We start from the raw sequence: 17,074 nt of genomic DNA, 5'->3' as shown, positions 1-17,074 counted from the left end.
AATTGGGTTTAATTTGGTTTAATTATTGATTTTTAATCAGAGGGACTGATGTGATTTTCTCCTGCTTATTTTAATAGTCGACCCTTCGATACTAAACCTGGCGTCGCCGGTTTGTTCCATAATTTTTAGTAATGTTGAAATATTGGCGAAACGGGTTGTAATTGCACCAAATGTTTCTCTTTTTAAACTTTCGTCTTCAAAAACAACATCAACATTATACCATCTTGCTACGCTCTTCATGATGTTCTCCAATTTTTCATCATCAAAATTGAAATAGCCGTTTTTCCAGGCGATTACCTCATCGGTATTTACCTCGGTAACTTTGATGCCATTTGCGATAGTGGCCTGCTGCCCCGGAATCAAGACGGCAGTTTTACCTTCAGTTGTTATGCGAACTTTGCCCTGCAACAAGCTGGTTTTTATGTTTGATTCATCCCCGTAAGCGTTTACGTTAAAGTGTGTTCCGATATCCTCCACAACCTGTTTGTCGCTTACTACCCTGAATGGAAGCATCGCCTTATGCACAACTTCAAAATATGCTTCTCCTTTTAACTCAACACGGCGTTCCTTCGCAGCATTAAAGTTTACCGGGAATTTAATAGATGAGAGTGCGTTGAGCCACACTTTTGAGCCATCAGGCAAAGTCACCTGGAATTGTCCTCCCTTTGGTGTTTCAATCGTATTAAACGCGATTGGTTGATTTAAGCCCGGCGTGGCAGGTATGGCATTGGTGCTTCCGGATACTTTTATGGTATAGATCAACTCGCCATTAGCTGATTTAGTGATCTGAATACCACTCTGACTTGCAATTTTTCCCTTCCCGGCATCGGTTAATGATATTTTTGAACCGTCAGCAAGCGTTAATATGGCCTTATTGCCACCGGGGGCAATATCATTTTTCTGTATTGAAGCAATGCTGGTTTTGTCTGCGCCACCAGAAAATTTTGAAACAAATAACCATGATGCGCCGCCGATTAACAGGACAGCCGCGGCGGCTAACCACTTCTTGTAGTGGGTACTTCCGGCAGTTGCATTTATTTCACGATGAAGGCGAGACAGCATAAAATCGCCTGCGGCGTCCTCACTTTCAGGAAATTCAGCATCCTGGTATGCCGTCAGGCGATACCATTTTAACAATTCCTCTTTTTCAGCTTCAGATGCAGTATTATCCCGATACTTCTGAATTAAGATGTAAATACGTTCCTGGTCCAATTGGTGTTGGTTTATACAGGTGAGTACCACAGGAAAGGCTTAACCCTACATGGTTGTTAGAATATTTTTTAAATATTTGTTAAAATTCATAGTTGATCATACACGTCTGTAGTCTTATTGCTGTGCGATTCTTATGCCTGGGCCGGGATGTATTGCTCTCCCCAACTATAAAGGTCTTCCAATACTGGTAATAAGGTTTGCCCTTTCTCGGTCAATGAATATTCCACCCGTGGCGGCATTTCTGCATATATCTTACGGTTCACCAGTTCGTCCCGCTCCAGTTCTTTTAACTGGGCGCTGAGCATTTTCGTGGTGATAAATGGCATTTTCTTTTGCAATAAACCAAACCGGTGATGACCCTGATGGATAAAGTACAATAGAGCGATCTTCCAGCGCCCACCCAATACCCGCATCACATTGTGCATGGGGCAAATAGCAGCCAGCGCTTCTTCGTTAGAAAAGTTAGTTGACGTTGTTTTTCTCATTACTTTCTTTTTAGATACTATAGTACAAATAAGTATATACTGGTTATTATGAAATCAAATATAGAAATTTGGCCTCAACAAAAAGAAAAAAAATCATGAAAAAGACAATTGTTGTATTAGGTGCTACCGGCAAAGTTGGCGGTAAGATCGCAGACCTCCTTATTAAGGAAGGACACTATGTTAAATTAATTGCCAGGTCGGAAGACCTCGAAAAAAGGTTCGGCGGGACCAGGGCGGAACTACTTGCGGGTGATATCACCGATGTTGATCTATTGACTGCTGCATTTCAAGGTGCCCACAGCGCCTTTATATTACTGCCACCCAATTTTACTGCGGTCAACTACAGGGAGTTCCAAAGGGAAGTTGGCGACGCTACTATTGAGGCGATCAAAAGATCAGGTATTCAATATGTAGTGAATCTGAGCAGCACGGGTGCGCAATTGCATGAAGGCAACGGCATTATTGCCGGCCTTGCCGAACAGGAAGTGAAGCTGAATCAATTGAAGGACGTCAATGTCATGCACCTACGTTCGGCTTATTTCCTTGATAATGCATTGCTCAATATCAACCTGATCAAAAAAATGGGAATCAATGGTACCACGGCAGATACAGATCACCAGATACCTATGGTAGCAACCAGCGATGTCGCTGTTGTTGCCGCGAAGGAACTGGCCAACCTGGATTTTGAGGGCAAAGTGGTAAGGCCCATTCTCGGTGACAGGAACTATTCTTTTAACGAGATCACCGGCATCATTGGCAGATCGATCGGGAAGCTGGATTTGCAGCTGGTACAATTTCCGGTTGAACAAGCCAAGGCGGGAATGATCAGCCAGGGCATCTCCGAAAACGTGGCCGAAGATATTGTTAACATGGAGACATCCCTGAAAAACGGCATCATGAACTACCAGCGGCGAACTGCTTGGAATTCATCACCGACGAGTGCAGAGTTATTCGCCGAGAATGTGTTCGCTCCGGCATACCGCGCTGCTTAATAAAGTATATTTTTTAAAACGAACGATCATGAAACGCATAAAATCATTAAAGCTAATCAATTCATTTTTATTTCAGTACTTACATTAAACACTATTAATGGCAACCCGCCCGCTCACCTCGCTGCAACAAAATCGTCCGTGCTGCAGGCTGCCGCAGAATTAAGAAACGCATTAAAATAAGCATTTATGTATATGGAAAAGAAACTAATTAACCAAAATGCTGAACCGTTTTTCAGCATTATTATGGAAGGCCTTCAAGGGGAGGTGGATGGTCCGCATTTTTGGGACGCGGTTGCCGAAGATGCCGTATTTGAGTTCCGGTACAATTTCCCGGGCTTTACCAACAAGATAGAGGGCCGCGGGGCCTATATGGACTGGTTCAGCGGATATAGTAATGTCCTGCATTCGGCGGATCATTTGGGCGTGTACAAAGTGCAGCGGCCGGAAAATGTTATCATATTGGAGTACGAAGTCCATGGCATTGTACCTTCCACCGGAAAGTTCTATGACAACCGCTTTTGCTCTATTATTACCATTCATGACCGGAAAATTGTTCATTGGCGCGATTACATGGATTCCCTGGCAGTGATGCTTTCTTCGACTAAGGATTGATCTTAAACTCAATATCCTATCTGTAAGCAGGATTTCAATGAAGTTCTGCTTTTTTATTTAAAAACGGACTGGACACCCAAGATTATCGTCATCAAAAAGTTTATGATTACTTATAAATAAAGTGTATGATAAACTGTGAATAATGACAATATTGGGGTAAACGAACACGGAAATATGCCCGTTAAAGAAGAAAATAAACTATTTGAAGAATTATCAGTATCATCCAGCCATAGTTTTTAAGCTCGGAGCGGATAATTTTCAAGGCCCTTGTGAGGTTGGCCTCTACGCCTTTTTCTGTAATGTTTATCTTGCTGGCAATCTCATTGTTTTTCATTCCCATTTCGCGGCTATAACGGAAAACCAACCGGCATTTCTCCGGCATTTCCTCTACTATGCCGTTAATATATTCCTGGAGGAAAAGGGCATCAAGTTTCTCTTCATCGCTGGTTAACTCATTAAATTCGTAATTCTGCCGTGCAAGCTCCGCCCGGCGATTTTCGCGCTGGTAGTATTTAAAAATGCTGAATTTAACCGACGTGACTAAAAAAGCTGCAAGATTTAATACTTCTACCTGATGACGCCGTTCCCACAAGGAAATAAAAATCTCATGAACAATATCCTTTGATGCGTCTTTATCATTGCTATGGTTCCATGCTATTAAAAGCATCTTCTTCCAGTACCTCTTATAAATTTCGGTAAAAGCTGCCTGATCATCCTCCTTTAGCAAAGATGCAAGTTCATCGTCGGTATATAAGTTGTAATTCAACATATATACCTATACCGAATCATTTAAAGGAAAAGAATCCATTGAAAAAGATAAGATTAATACCGGGAAAGGAAATATATTATTTTCAACAGAAAACACCCCGAACTTAAAAAGTGCCCACTTGGGTAATTTTTTTTTCATAAGCTCAAAATTAAATTAGGTCCGTCTGAAATGAATCTTTATTCAGATATAATTTACAAGGATACAAATTGTTAGAGAATTGTTGCAATTTATAAACAAGGTTTGTTATAAACAATCCTTGTTTATTTCTCTTATTTGCGAATTGCTGAGACGATTAAAGAGGTTTCACAACGGCGGGAAAAGGCAAGCTTTGAGCCTGGTTCACTGATTTTAAGCAGTACTTAGTTAGATCCGGCCTTTAATTGGATATTTTTAGAAATATTCGTTGAACTTTTTTCAAGACTGGTTACTTAGTGGATATAAAATGCTGGGTATTATAAGTAAACATTTGTGTAATCCTTAAATCATAAAGATCAATCTTACTCAAGGGCATGAAGGGTAATAACAACACTGGTATGATCGGTGTCAACTTCTGGATTAAAGCCAACTTTCATCAAAAAATCGGCTGAATAGACACTTTGCAAACTGACACCGCACGATTTTCCGGGATAAAGATTAACCTCTGTTAACTTGTATCGCTTTAGAGGGTCGAGTCCTTTGAGCCGACTTTTTATGGCTTACTCAGAGCAGGAAAGGAAGGCCGCTGGATATCACAGGCCCCCGTTTGGTTACCTTAACCGGCATGATGAAACCGGTTAGAAATATATCGCATTAAATTCCCCACAGGCCACAATTATGGAATGGGCTTTTTAGGAACTGGCTAAAGGATTATATTCTTCCTCGGAAGTATTTTACAAGGCTGCCAAAATGGGTCTGAAAAGTAAGCGAAATAATTTCCTTTGCGCAATACGTAATCCTGTTTATTGCGGTAAAATATTGATCGTAAAATAAAAGGATGAAGATGTCCGTACGGTGAAAGGTTTACCCGAACCGTTGATTTCAGAGTCTTTGTTTTACGATGTTCAGGACGTTTTAAACGGCAACGAGAAAGAAGTTAAGACAAAGGTTCTATCGCCGGATATGTTGCCTTTAAGGGGCTTTATACGCTGTTCTAAATACAGTCGTACGCTATGCGGCCTGCTTCAAAAGACCGGAAAGGGTATTACTATTATTACCATTGTTCATCTGCCAGTGGCTGTAGGTATACAGCCGAAGAGGTTAACAAAGTATTTGAAGATCAGTTAAAACAGTTTATCATTAGCCCCCGAACATGCGGAGCTGTTTACAAGGGTTATAACTGACACTTACAATAATCAGAACAGCCAAATGGATAGCCGCGCTGAGTTATTAAAAGAGATCAACAAGCTTAATGAAAAATTGTCAAGGGCACGGGAGTTATTTCTCAATGGCGATATTGATGCGAGTGACTACAAAACCATCAAGTCTGAAAACGAGCATAAATTAGAAGTTTTGGAAGTAAAGCTTGCTGAAACGATCAATGCGAAAAGGCAGAAAGAAGATATTGTTCCAATTGTGGTTAAAGCAATCGAACGATTGACCCGACTTGATGTAATCTACTCACAATCAATAATTTAGAATAAAATAGAAATAATTGATTCGATGTACCCCAAAAAAATCACTTTTGAAGAATTGCACCATCGAACCGCTTTTGTGTCTGAATTATACTCTTTTATTTATATGATGAACAATGAGTTACGTGATAAAAAAACAAGGGCACGCGACCGTTTTAAGTGCTTGCCCACTCTGGCTCTCCAGAACTGGCTCGAACCCGTTAGATAATTACGGACGAAACTCTCATACTTTTAGCCAAGCGGTTCGAGTTTAGTCCGATTGGGGTTCGCCTTGAATCCAAGAAGGATCGGACTTCAACCATATGGCACAGTGCTTCCCAATATCAGTATTTTTCATTTTTACGAATCTCGATTTCTTCAAACAACTTAAATAACCTGAGTTCGGAATAAGGGAAGAAGATTTTTTCTTATACAAATCACGTTAAATGAACAAATCCTAATGCCGGTTATCTTGCTGAAACAGTTGCGTTGTTACGAAGTTTGTCAAGGGCGGCGTTCCTAATCTGGCGGATTCGTTCGGCGCACATCCCAATGTTCTTTGAAATATCTATGGGTGACATGGCGAATCCGCCTTTCATACCGTAGGTCATTTCAATAATTTCCCGTTCTCTAGACGTTAGTCCACAAAGCAAACGGTCAATTTCATATTGAACAGATTCCGCTACAAGCACGTGATCTGCTGCATCTGTTTCGAGGGGTAGCTTATCCAAAAGCGAATATTCATCTTCCTCGCAAAAAGTGGCGTCAATTGAGCTCGTCCAGGGCGCATAATACAGCGCATCCCTGACTTTGTCGGCTTTCACACCGAGGTAGCCGGCGATTTGTTCAATGGTAGGTTCCCTTAGTGTTTCCTGTTCGATCCTCGATATCGCTTTGTTAACTTTTGTAATATCCCCAACTTTATTCAACGGCAAGCGGATCATACGCGCATTTTCAGCAATAGCAAATACAATACTTTGCCTGATCCACCAGACGGCGAAAGAAATAAATTTGAACCCTCTGGTTTCGTCAAAACGATGGGCAGCTTTTATCAGGCCGAGATTACCTTCATTGATCAGGTCGCTAAGAGGCAATCCCTGATATTGGTATTTTTTAGCAACAGAAACCACGAAACGAAGGTTGCTTTTAACCAGCTTTTCCAGCGCCGCCGTGTCACCATTCCGTATTTTTTGTGCCAGTACAACCTCTTCCTGTGCTGTTATTAATTCTTCCTTGCTAATCTCAGTAAAATAAAATTCAACAGATTTATTTTCCCGGTTGGTAATTGCCTGCGTAATTTGAAGGTTTCTCATCATTAATAAAATATTTAACAGATCTGGTGAAACCCGCTAGCCGAGTCGTCCCTGCCTGCGTTCAGTAAAAATAAATGGAGGATCACTTTGCTCGGTTCTTCTGAAGAACATTCACTGTCCGGCAGTTCAGCCGACAAAATCCGGGAAGTTTACCGGCGCAGCAATAACCGTCGACTGGACCGTCTTTTTTATCCTTCTTAATTGTTCCAGCATATCTTTTGCCATCCCTGCCATGTCATATTGCGGTTCCCAACCCCAGTCTTTTCTCGCCTGGTCATCCCTGATACTTGCCGGCCAGCTGTTTGCAATGGCGTTCCTGTAATCGGGTTCATAGCTGATCTTGAATTCAGGAATATGCTTTTTTATCGCTGCGGCCAGGTCACACGGTGCGAAACTCATTCCGGCAATATTGTACGAGGTCCTGATCGTAAGTTGCTCAGCCGGTGTTGCCATCAATTGCAGGGTTGCCCTTATCGCATCGGGCATATACAGCATTGGAAGGCAGTTATCTTCTGTCAAAAAACAAGTATAACGCTGCTTTTCAAGCGCTTTATGGAATATATCCACAGCGTAGTCCGTTGTCCCGCCACCCGGTGGAGCAGTATAGGAGATCAGGCCCGGAAAGCGAATGCTCCGGACATCGACGCCATGCTTCTCAAAATAATAATTGCACCAGTATTCTCCCGCGCGTTTGCTGATACCATAAACCGTGTTGGGTTCAATTCGTGTGTGTTGGGGGCAATGGTATTTTGGCGCCCCGGGGCCGAATACGGCGATACTGCTTGGCCAAAACACCTTATCAAGCTTTTGTTCCCTGGCGATTTTTAAGACGGACAGTAAGCTTTGTACATTCAATTTCCAGGCGCCGTCTGCGTTCTGTTCACCGTTTGCAGATAGCATTGCCGCAAGCAGGTAAATTTGTGTTACACTGTTTTCTTTCACGGCGGTTTCGAGTGCCTGATGTTCTAAAACATCAAGTACCATATCTGCCTCCGTAGCCTTGTCAGCTGCTATGACTTTATCATTTCCATGTTGGTATCTAAGAGCGGCAACCAACTCGGTGCCAATCTGTCCGCAGGCGCCGATGACCAGTATTTTGTCTTTTTTCATATTTTTTCAATGTTATGTATCAACAAACCATAAGGGATTTTTGGCACGATCCAGGTGGATTTTGGCGGCAACACCCGACCTGCATCAGCTGCCCTGACCAGTTCGGCAACCGATAATGGGCAAAGCGTGAAAGCAATTGCCCCGGGGTGCGCCTGGAAGATTGCACCAATTTCCTCCAGCGCTTTTTCACCACCGGCGCATTTCAAACGGCTGTCTGTTTTCGGGTCACTGATACCAAAAAATGGAGCCAGCACACGCTCCTGCAATATTGCTGCGTCAGCAAAAGCCGAATGATCTCTGGCCTTCAGATGATACCACTCGCCGTTTATGCACATCCCGAAATTGCCGGGATGGCGGGGGCGCACCGGCAGATTCCCCGTTACTTCCTGCAGGTAAAAATCGTTTCTTAAAAAACCGAAAAGCTCTACAATACTCACAGCCCTGTCGGGGATCACAATGCGATCGTAAGGTTCAATCCTCAGCTGGTCATAGCCCATATACAGCGACGAGATATGTTTAAATGGCGATAAAGCAGCCGCTTCCAGCCGGTGATGTCCATCAGCAAGATATACGGTTGGGATTTTCGAGAAGGCGTCTGCCAGTGCTTGTTGCATCCCCGTCTCTTCAATCTTCCACAGACGGTGAAGACCATGCTGGTTACCCAGGCTGGATTTTGGCTGTTCAGCTTTTACCTGCTCTATCATCGCATTGACATGCTGAACAGCCGGATAAGCCAACAAAATCGGGCTCCCCTCCAGGCCCGTATGCTCCCTGTAGTTCCTGATCCGGCGCACGCTATCGGCAAATGTCAGTTCATGCAGGCGGATGTTCTGCACAGCATCTGTTGTCAGGGCAGTCAGCGCCCAGATACCGGTTTGCAGGTAACCCCTGTGGACCACTTCGTAGACATAGTATCCCGCCGTTTTTTCCTCCCATAGCTGGCCACCTGCCAGCAATAGCCTTAGGTTCTCCCGGATATCCTGGTAGGCCTGCTCCTGCCCTTCCGGGGTCTCCGGCCTCAATCTTGCATTTTCTTCCAGAAGGGTCTTTAATGGTAGTACCCTGTGTCCCGACACAGACTCTGCCTGAGGCTTTGTAAATACCAACTGGTCCACAAAAAATGGATTGGGACGGATCGGTTTAAAGGGTTTAATTATCGCCATAGATAAAGTTTTATTAAACCAGGATTGCCGGCCGATGGTATTTTTCCGCATAAACTTTCATACAATTCACCAGTTCCCTCACGCTTTCATAAGGCAGTGCGTTATAGAGCGATGCGCGAAAACCGCCTACTGTACGATACCCCTTTATACCAACCATACCATTTTGTTCGGCGAAAGCAAGGAAATCCGCTTCCCTGCCGGGATCGTGCATCCGGAAGGTGACATTCATCAGCGAACGGTCATAGCGTTCGGCTGCTCCGTAAAACAGCGGATTGAGGTCAATTTCATCGTAAAGCAATTGTGCTTTAGCTCTGTTTTCCAGCGATATCGTTTTTAACCCGCCCTTGTTTTTCAACCATTGCAAATTGAGCATCGCTGCATAAATGGCAAACACCGGCGGTGTATTATACATCGAACCGTTATCCCGGTAAACACGATAATCCAGCATAGAAGGCAGTGGATGTTTTACGGAGTCAAGGAGATCGTTTTTTGCTATAACCAGTGTCATTCCCGCAGGTCCGGTGTTTTTCTGGGCACCCGCATAAATCAAATCGAACTGGCTGATATCAATCGGCCTGCTGAAAATATCCGACGACATATCACAGATTACCGGTACTTCTGTTTCAGGGAACCTGAACATTTCCGTTCCCTCAATCGTATTGTTGCTCGTACAATGAAAATAGGCCGCATCAGCAGAAATACTGTATTCTTTTGGAATATGGGTATAACCGGCTCCCCTTGAAGATGCCGCCACGTTAACAGGGCCAAAGAACAGCGCTTCTTTGATTGCTTTCTGCCCAAAATATCCTGCATCCAGGTAAACAGCATCTTTGCCGCTGTTGTGTAAAAAATTAAACGCAACCATGCAAAACTGCAGGCTCGCGCCCCCCTGTAAAAAAAGGATACTATAATTATGCGGAACCTGCAACAAGTCCCGCACAAGCTTTTCCGTTTCCTTTACCACTTCCTCAAATGCCGCCGACCGATGGGAAATCTCAAGGATAGACAGCCCCGTAGGCCTCCAGTTTTTTACGGCCTCAGCGGCATTGTCCAATACCTCCTCCGGCAGGATACAGGGGCCCGCTCCAAAATTGTGTTTATGCAAATTCTTCATCTCTAAAATTTGTAATTCTACCTACTGTAAAGGTTCAATGTTTTAGAATAATTGCCTATACCGCATCATATATTTAGTGTTTTCGCCTAAAAAAAATCAAAATATCAGGTGAAATACCCATTTTACCTGATATTACATGGCAATCGCAGGTAAATAACCAATTTCGATACACTATCAAGATCGGTTTTTGTGTTATTTTTTTCAGCAAAATCCTTTTCTTCTTTCATATTTTGTGCATTTTATATGTAAATTCGTGCTACCATTTAAAATCATAATAAATTGTATTAAATACACTAAGATATTGAAATCCCTCAAAATATCGGATCAGCCTGTAATTGAGAAACAAGCTGACTCCTCCCTATGCAAAAGGTCAACTTTTAAGACTGCGGAGAGACCCCGGTATCACGGCCAGCAAAGTCAACCGGGAAGTGAATCGTGCTGCCAGGGGCTATCTTTCTACTACTTTAATTTTCTATGAAAAAGAAACTTGACAAATTTGATATCGGCATCCTCAATGCCTTGCAAAATGATTGCCGTACATCCTGCAGAAAAATAGGCACGCAAATAGGTCTGTCCGAAACGCCTGTACAACTGCGTATACAGCATATGGTTGAAGATGGTTACATCAAACGGTTTACAGCTATCCTCGATGCAAAAAAAGTTGGATACGGCCTCATCGGCTATGTGCAGGCCAAGCTTGGAGAGCACACGGAGGAATGTTTAACTAGTTTCATGTCCGAGGCAATTAAACTTGGCGAAGTAAAAGAATGCTACCACATGTCAGGCGCCTATGACTTCCTGTTGCGCGTTGCCATTAATGACATGGCTGAATACAGCAGCATATTAATGAAAAAACTTGCCAGGCTGCCTGGCAAACCCCATTTTGAAACCTTTTTTGTCATGTCGGAAGGAAAATGCGAAACCAGATTTGATGTCAGGTAAATTACCTGCATCATTTATTCATTAGCAGGGTCATTATTTAGTCTTCTTTGCTGAATGGCATCATATTCCTTTACATAGTCCGGGTGTTCGGTTCCCATCAGCCTGTCCCATAACCTGAAATACAAGCCGTAGTTTCCTTTGAACTTACTGTGGTGCATGTTATGGTATACGGATGTATTCACAATTTCAAAAACAAAAGTATTCCTTAACCATAGCGGGGCAATCTCGTAACCCAAATGTCCATAAACATTGATCACGAAAGCTGTGATGACAAATATCGTGACACTGACAAGGTGCATTGGTACGACCACCACTATGAGCAGAAAAACAGCTCCTTCGGTACAAGCTTCAATAAAGTGGAACGAATAAGATGTCCATGGTGATGGATTAGTGGACTTGTGGTGCAGCAAATGGGCAAAGCGAAACAACCTGCGGTGATGGAGCAGCCTGTGCATCCAGTAAAAATAAGTATCATGTATCAGGAGTGCCAGCACTGGCCCCGCCAGCAACCACCATAACGGATAGTCTGTAATACCGTCGTAAAAAAGGGTGAATTTCTTCAGCGGTGTATAGACAACAAGATAAAGAATTGCTGTAAAAACAATTGTTGTTTGCATCGAATGCAGTATCTCCCTGGCAAAATCCCCCCGGGAAGCATGCCTGTACTGGATCTTCGCCGCGTGTTTTCTTTTAGTGATTAAATGGTAATATACGATGAAAGGGATCCCGGCTAAGATAAAATACCTGAGCGTTGAGATTCCTAAAATGCGGAAAAATATTTCGGATGATTGCTGCATATGATCTTTGATTTGTTTAACGGTACAAAATTAAACTACTGCCCGACCCCAAAAATTAACAATGGTTAATTAACGCTTATGTTGCAACGCAATTCTTTTACGAATGCGGCTGAGCGAACCCGGAGCAATTCCTAACAGGGTGGCCAGGTATTTATCTGGTACCCGGTTGTTGATATCCGGCTTTTCGTGAACCAGCTTTAAATACCGCTCTTCGGGCGATAGCAAAACAAAGCCTTCTAACCTGTCCATGGCGTCGCCCAGCATATGCAGCAGAAATGTATGGCTGGCAGCCGATAGCTCAGGGCTTTGACCGATAATGTGTTTTGCCTTATGGTAATCCACTTCCACCAGCGTGGTAGCCTCCAGCGCCTGGTAAATAAAACGCGATGGTTTTGCCAGAATAACACTGTCGAATGAGGCCACAAACTGGTTTTCCCAGCGTAACATCAGCGTCACCTCATCGCCGTTTTCCTTCAGGCTATAGGTCCGGATAAGACCGGTTTTGATATAAGCCAGTTTTTGTGATGTGGAACCTGGTTGAATATAAATCTCGCCTGCTTTAAGTTCTTTGGTATGGGCCAGCCTGGCCAGGTCCATCATATCTTTAAGGTCAAGCCACCTAAAAACAGACAAATAGAAATTGATATCCGCTGCATTGAGCATATAGGCGTTCTTAAGTTATTTTGTTTCCCGGATAAAAGGTTTGGTGCTATGCTTTGCCTTTAAAGAATTCACTAAAATTATAAACCAGGCTGAGCAATAGCAACCGCTGAGGGATGTTGGTCCTGGAAATCAGGATATAATTAGAGCCGATAGCTTCATTGATCGCCGCCTTGGCATTAAGCAGGTTAAGGCCTGATAAGCGCAGTTGTCCGGCACCGCCCCTGAATATTCCTTTCGAAATAAATGCAGTCAGCAGGTTATTTTGTTGATCAGGCAAGCCTTTGGTGTGGTCAAATTGCCTGCTTAATTTCAAACCGGTCATTATCGTCCACGGCAATGTACCATTAATGTCAAGGCCGTAATTTTGCTGTAAAGTTTTACTGGCAGCCACATTTGGCAGTGAATAATGATTGCCAGTGTAGTTCAAAGAGGCCTCGCTTTCGATAAACAGCCATTTCCCGGCGTGGTAGTTTATTTTAAACTCTCCGTTGACGCCAGTCTGCTGCGTAGTGTTCGCATCGCCATTCAAAATACTCTTGTCATGCCCGTATAATAGGTTAGCCTTAATACTCGCGGTGCCATTATCCGGGCTAAGTAGCGGAAAACCATAGCTTGCTCCGGCATTGATGTGATAAACCCCATTGATGTTAACAAAGGTAACCTGCCGGATGCCTCCGGGCAAGGTAGTAGTAGATGCGGTGATGGCGTGTTGGGTCAGGTCGGCGTTCCAGTCAAATTGAAAATTTGTGGCATTGCCCGCGTTTACAAATAAATATTCGCCATTGACATTATGATCGAAAGACTGACCGAGAGCCGGGTTGCCTATATTAACTAAATAGGGATTGCTTAAATCAGGAAGCGGCTTCAACTGTTGAATGGTTGGCGAATTACTTTGGCCCGAATACGTTATTCTTAACATTCTGCCTTTATTCTGGTACGCGAAAGTTGCCTGAGGGTTCCAATTCATATAAGTACGGTTCAAGGACACCCCGGTAGCCAGGTTGTCATCCTGCTGACTGGCCTCCAAGGCTGCTAAGCTGACAGTATAGTTTAATACTGAGCCAGACTTTGAAGAACCGCCCCCCAATCCCACCACTAACTGCTGCCGGCTTGTCTTATTCATAAAATTATTCGTGGTTAATGTATCCGGTATATCATAAAGACCATTTTGAGGATTATAGCCATAAGCCCGCTGATTGGACATATTGACGTCATCGTTCCAGTTATAGTTAATATTGAAACCAGTGGTCTTGCTCAAAGGTTTCGAGTATTGTATTAAGGCATTATAATTTTCATTGCGGACGGGGTCAAATTGCTTTTGGTCGGTCACTTCCGTCATAGCCGGGTTAAACGTATAAATCAGGTTATCAATATGGGTTTGCTGGTTATTTACACCTGATGATTGGTTAAAAGACAGGGTAAGCGACCCGCCCGTCTTCGAAAATTGATGTATTATCATCAATGAATTATTAACACTATACCCATTATAAACACTGCTATTGCCGTTATTACCGCGGCTTGCCGTATAGGCAGTATCCGCTTTTTGCGTTGTGACCCCGGAGGAATTCTGGCTATTTTGCGAACTCCTGGTGGGTAAGTAGTAAAAATTATAAACGATGTAATTATGCTCATTGGGTTTATAGGTAAGGTTCATCCCGATATTGAGCATGGCCCGGTTACTTTTCGTTTGATTAATCTGCTGTTGCAACTGCGAAGAATCTGTTAAGAAATTCTGCTGATCTGAGCTATTCAACTGGTTGATTTGATCATCAGAATACATACCAGTTAATTGCAGGGTAAGCTTTTTATTAAAGTCATCTCTGAAATTAAAGTTAAGATCTGCCGACTGTTGTTTGCCAGCAATGCCACCCCTTAAATTATTTTCAGTTCCGTTAAACTGGTTATTGATATTATTAGCTGATGCTCCCAGAAAAAGCAACCTGGACGGGCTTATGCCGTTAATGTCACCACCGGCGGCATAGCCGCCATCATTCCCGGCGCCGCCATAAACTTTACCTGCGAATCCGTTCTTTTTGTCGTCTTTCAGTTCCAGGTTGATCGTTTTTGTATGGTTAAGATCTTTTACCCCGGTTAACCTGGCTATATCACTCTGGCTATCAAACACCTGGACGTGGGCTATAATATCCGCCGGCAACGACTGCGTCCCTTTGCGCAGGTCGTCAATATAAAACGCCCTGCCGCCAATCATAATCTTTTCTACCCGCTGCCCATTAACTGTAACATTCCCGTCATTATCCACTTCAACACCGGGCAATATTTTAAGCAGATCTTCAACCGTGGCGTAAGGCTTCGTCGGGAATGCCAGTGCATTGTAGTTTACAGTATCCCCGTTTATCCGCATTGGCGTTATAGGCGCTTTGATCTTTACCTCGCCTAATTGTTTACTTTCACTTTGCAGGCAAATAAAAACCTGGGTATCCCTTTTAATGACAACACTTTGGGTATCGCTTTTGAAACCTAAATACGACGTGATTACCTGGTATTTTCCAGGCCGAAGGCCATTAAATGCGAAACGACCGGTGTCATTGCTTACAGTATTAAGCAGGCGCCGCCCATTTTGGTCCAGCTGAAGGCTTGCTTTCGGTAAAGTTTTTTTTGTTTCTGACCCTGTTATTAAGCCCTTAAGCGTTATAGCAGACTGGGCAATCGCAGCGTTTGAAACTTCTATAAGTAATATCATAATAAACAAGTATTTCATATCGGGGAGATGGCTGACTTCCCAGCCCGCCTTTGTTATATAATTGTTATTAAATTGTCAATACGTCTCATTACGGAACTTTACCAATTTATTTAGGCAATATATTTTCTGGCAATGACGATCCGCCGCAGTTCGTTGGTCACTGCTTATGTCTATATACCTTTTTCATATCCCACAATAACCGTTCACGGTGGTACGCCTTTACCTATCCGTAAACTCCATATTTTTATAATACTTCCGCTATTACCCGCGCGGGTGTCTCCGGGGCAACTGTTTTAACCATAAACGAACTCAATGTATATTCTACCCTATTCCGTTACTTTACCTTCCCTCCATGAAAAATAATCTAAGCTGTAATGTTTAAAAAAAGCAGCCGTCTGGTAAACGGCTGGCTTTCACGTTGAATTAACAAATTCATATTATTAAACTTAAAAGCTTACCTTTCCTCAAGAGGTAAGTCTTTTGGGTATAACTACTAACTGTTCTTTTATTAACTACTTAAAAAAACAGATAAAGAACGGAGGGATCAAGGACTTAAATAACCATTATTAATGGTCTTCTAATATTGAACCAAATTCAAAAACATCTATATATCTATATAATAATACACACAGCAGACGCAGTATTCATTACTTATTATAAGTATTTTTTTGGCCAATAATATACAACACATCCTCGGTCATTGCTTTCAGATCATATTTTGGCTGCCAGCCCCAATCGTTAACTGCCTCTTTGTGATCTATGCTGGCCGGCCACCTATCAGCGAGCCTTTGCCGGTAATCGGGTGTAAATTTGACAGTAAAACCGGGCAGATAGCCGGTGATAGCTGCTATCAGATTGTCAGGGCTAAAACTCATAGCCGAAACATTATAAGCTGTTCTGATTTTTACTTGCTCCGGCATTGCATCCATCAATTCCAAAATGGCCCGGATTGCATCAGGCATATACATCATTGGCAACGTTGTTTCCTTTTTTAGGAAACAGTTATATGTCTCGTTTTTTAAGGCATGGTAATACATTTCTATTGCATAATCAGTTGTTCTGCCGCCCTGCTTTCCAGTGTGGCTTATCAACCCCGGAAAGCGAAGGCTTCTTACATCTACGCCGTATTGCTCGTAATAATAGTTACAAAGATGCTCTCCGGCAACCTTAGTAATTCCATATAAAGTGGCTGGCTCGATAATAGTATGCTGCGGGCAGGATTGTTTTGGCGAGGTTGGCCCAAATACATCAACGCTGCTTGGCCAAAACACCTTCAAACTAAATATTTTCGCTACATCCAAAACATTTACCAATCCGGATATATTAAAATTCAGGGTATTTCCAACACTCCGTTCACCACCGGCAAAGGGAATTTCTCCCAGATGGTATATGGTGGTTATTTTGTTGCGGGTCACTAAATCCACAATGGCCAGTTTTTCCATGACATCCAACTGAAAGTAAGGCCCGGATTTTAAATATTCAGGATTGCACGCTGCTAAATCAGCAGCAAGAACGGCCTCTTCCCCATATCTTTTTCGCAATTCCGGAGTCAGTACTTTTCCGATTTGTCCGTTGGAGCCAATCACGAGGCTGATTTCTTTTTTTTCCATTT

Annotated in this window: 16 protein-coding genes; 4 read left to right on the top strand and 12 right to left on the bottom strand. The window is 43.0% G+C overall.

Annotated features, from left to right (window positions below; all coding sequences use genetic code 11):
* Positions 1 to 36: 36 nt before the first annotated feature.
* Together MgSA37_RS10990 and MgSA37_RS10985 are read right to left on the bottom strand one after the other, a co-directional pair.
* Positions 37 to 1,212, bottom strand: coding sequence for a FecR family protein (locus MgSA37_RS10990; RefSeq protein WP_157750535.1), 1,176 nt, complete (start codon positions 1,210 to 1,212; stop codon positions 37 to 39).
* A 131-nt stretch (positions 1,213 to 1,343) separates the two neighbouring features.
* Complete coding sequence (locus MgSA37_RS10985) at positions 1,344 to 1,697, bottom strand: winged helix-turn-helix transcriptional regulator (RefSeq protein ID WP_096351909.1); 354 nt, start codon at positions 1,695 to 1,697, stop codon at positions 1,344 to 1,346.
* A 95-nt stretch (positions 1,698 to 1,792) separates the two neighbouring features.
* Here MgSA37_RS10985 and MgSA37_RS10980 point away from each other — a divergent pair, with 95 nt between their 5' ends.
* Complete coding sequence (locus tag MgSA37_RS10980) at positions 1,793 to 2,689, top strand: NmrA family NAD(P)-binding protein (RefSeq protein ID WP_096351908.1); 897 nt, start codon at positions 1,793 to 1,795, stop codon at positions 2,687 to 2,689.
* A gap of 192 nt (positions 2,690 to 2,881) precedes the next feature.
* On the top strand, positions 2,882 to 3,301 hold the full coding sequence (locus MgSA37_RS10975) for a nuclear transport factor 2 family protein (protein WP_197706121.1): 420 nt from the start codon (positions 2,882 to 2,884) through the stop codon (positions 3,299 to 3,301).
* Positions 3,302 to 3,482: 181 nt separating this feature from the next.
* On the opposite strand, the gene MgSA37_RS10970 is transcribed toward MgSA37_RS10975, so the two are convergent.
* Positions 3,483 to 4,070: an RNA polymerase sigma-70 factor gene (locus tag MgSA37_RS10970; protein ID WP_096351904.1), complete on the bottom strand. Its 588-nt coding sequence runs from the start codon at positions 4,068 to 4,070 to the stop codon at positions 3,483 to 3,485.
* Between the two features lie 497 nt (positions 4,071 to 4,567).
* Positions 4,568 to 4,762: a GH36 C-terminal domain-containing protein gene (locus tag MgSA37_RS29730; protein ID WP_096351902.1), complete on the bottom strand. Its 195-nt coding sequence runs from the start codon at positions 4,760 to 4,762 to the stop codon at positions 4,568 to 4,570.
* A 652-nt stretch (positions 4,763 to 5,414) separates the two neighbouring features.
* Between MgSA37_RS29730 and MgSA37_RS10960 the strand changes: the two genes are divergently transcribed.
* Complete coding sequence (locus tag MgSA37_RS10960; protein ID WP_096351900.1) at positions 5,415 to 5,684, top strand: hypothetical protein; 270 nt, start codon at positions 5,415 to 5,417, stop codon at positions 5,682 to 5,684.
* 442 nt (positions 5,685 to 6,126) lie between these two features.
* On the opposite strand, the gene MgSA37_RS10955 is transcribed toward MgSA37_RS10960, so the two are convergent.
* The 4 genes from MgSA37_RS10955 to serC all read right to left on the bottom strand — a co-directional run bounded on the left by MgSA37_RS10955 (position 6,127) and on the right by serC (position 10,359).
* Positions 6,127 to 6,972, bottom strand: a complete 846-nt coding sequence (locus MgSA37_RS10955; protein WP_096351898.1) for a sigma-70 family RNA polymerase sigma factor — start codon at positions 6,970 to 6,972, stop codon at positions 6,127 to 6,129.
* Between the two features lie 126 nt (positions 6,973 to 7,098).
* Complete coding sequence (locus MgSA37_RS10950) at positions 7,099 to 8,082, bottom strand: NAD-dependent epimerase/dehydratase family protein (RefSeq protein WP_096351896.1); 984 nt, start codon at positions 8,080 to 8,082, stop codon at positions 7,099 to 7,101.
* A complete protein-coding gene (locus MgSA37_RS10945) occupies positions 8,079 to 9,245 on the bottom strand; it encodes a DUF1015 family protein (RefSeq protein WP_157750534.1) in 1,167 nt (388 codons plus the stop codon). The genes MgSA37_RS10950 and MgSA37_RS10945 overlap by 4 nt, the downstream gene beginning before the upstream one ends.
* A gap of 13 nt (positions 9,246 to 9,258) precedes the next feature.
* Positions 9,259 to 10,359, bottom strand: a complete 1,101-nt coding sequence (gene serC, locus MgSA37_RS10940) for a 3-phosphoserine/phosphohydroxythreonine transaminase (protein ID WP_096351892.1) — start codon at positions 10,357 to 10,359, stop codon at positions 9,259 to 9,261.
* Between the two features lie 474 nt (positions 10,360 to 10,833).
* Here serC and MgSA37_RS10935 point away from each other — a divergent pair, with 474 nt between their 5' ends.
* Positions 10,834 to 11,301, top strand: coding sequence for an Lrp/AsnC family transcriptional regulator (locus MgSA37_RS10935; protein WP_096351890.1), 468 nt, complete (start codon positions 10,834 to 10,836; stop codon positions 11,299 to 11,301).
* Between the two features lie 14 nt (positions 11,302 to 11,315).
* On the opposite strand, the gene MgSA37_RS10930 is transcribed toward MgSA37_RS10935, so the two are convergent.
* From MgSA37_RS10930 to MgSA37_RS10915, 4 genes are all read right to left on the bottom strand, one after another.
* Positions 11,316 to 12,098, bottom strand: a complete 783-nt coding sequence (locus MgSA37_RS10930) for a sterol desaturase family protein (RefSeq protein ID WP_096351889.1) — start codon at positions 12,096 to 12,098, stop codon at positions 11,316 to 11,318.
* A gap of 69 nt (positions 12,099 to 12,167) precedes the next feature.
* Entirely contained in the window at positions 12,168 to 12,761 is a 594-nt protein-coding gene (locus MgSA37_RS10925) for a Crp/Fnr family transcriptional regulator (protein ID WP_096351887.1), read from the bottom strand.
* Between the two features lie 46 nt (positions 12,762 to 12,807).
* Complete coding sequence (locus MgSA37_RS10920) at positions 12,808 to 15,462, bottom strand: outer membrane beta-barrel protein (protein WP_172885314.1); 2,655 nt, start codon at positions 15,460 to 15,462, stop codon at positions 12,808 to 12,810.
* A 647-nt stretch (positions 15,463 to 16,109) separates the two neighbouring features.
* Positions 16,110 to 17,072, bottom strand: coding sequence for an NAD-dependent epimerase/dehydratase family protein (locus MgSA37_RS10915; RefSeq protein WP_096351884.1), 963 nt, complete (start codon positions 17,070 to 17,072; stop codon positions 16,110 to 16,112).
* Positions 17,073 to 17,074: the final 2 nt, after the last annotated feature.

The sequence above is a fragment of the Mucilaginibacter gotjawali genome (genome assembly GCF_002355435.1).
Lineage (GTDB): Bacteria > Bacteroidota > Bacteroidia > Sphingobacteriales > Sphingobacteriaceae > Mucilaginibacter > Mucilaginibacter gotjawali.
Note: the sequence above shows the minus strand (reverse complement) of the source record. Positions and strands in the feature narration are given on the sequence as shown.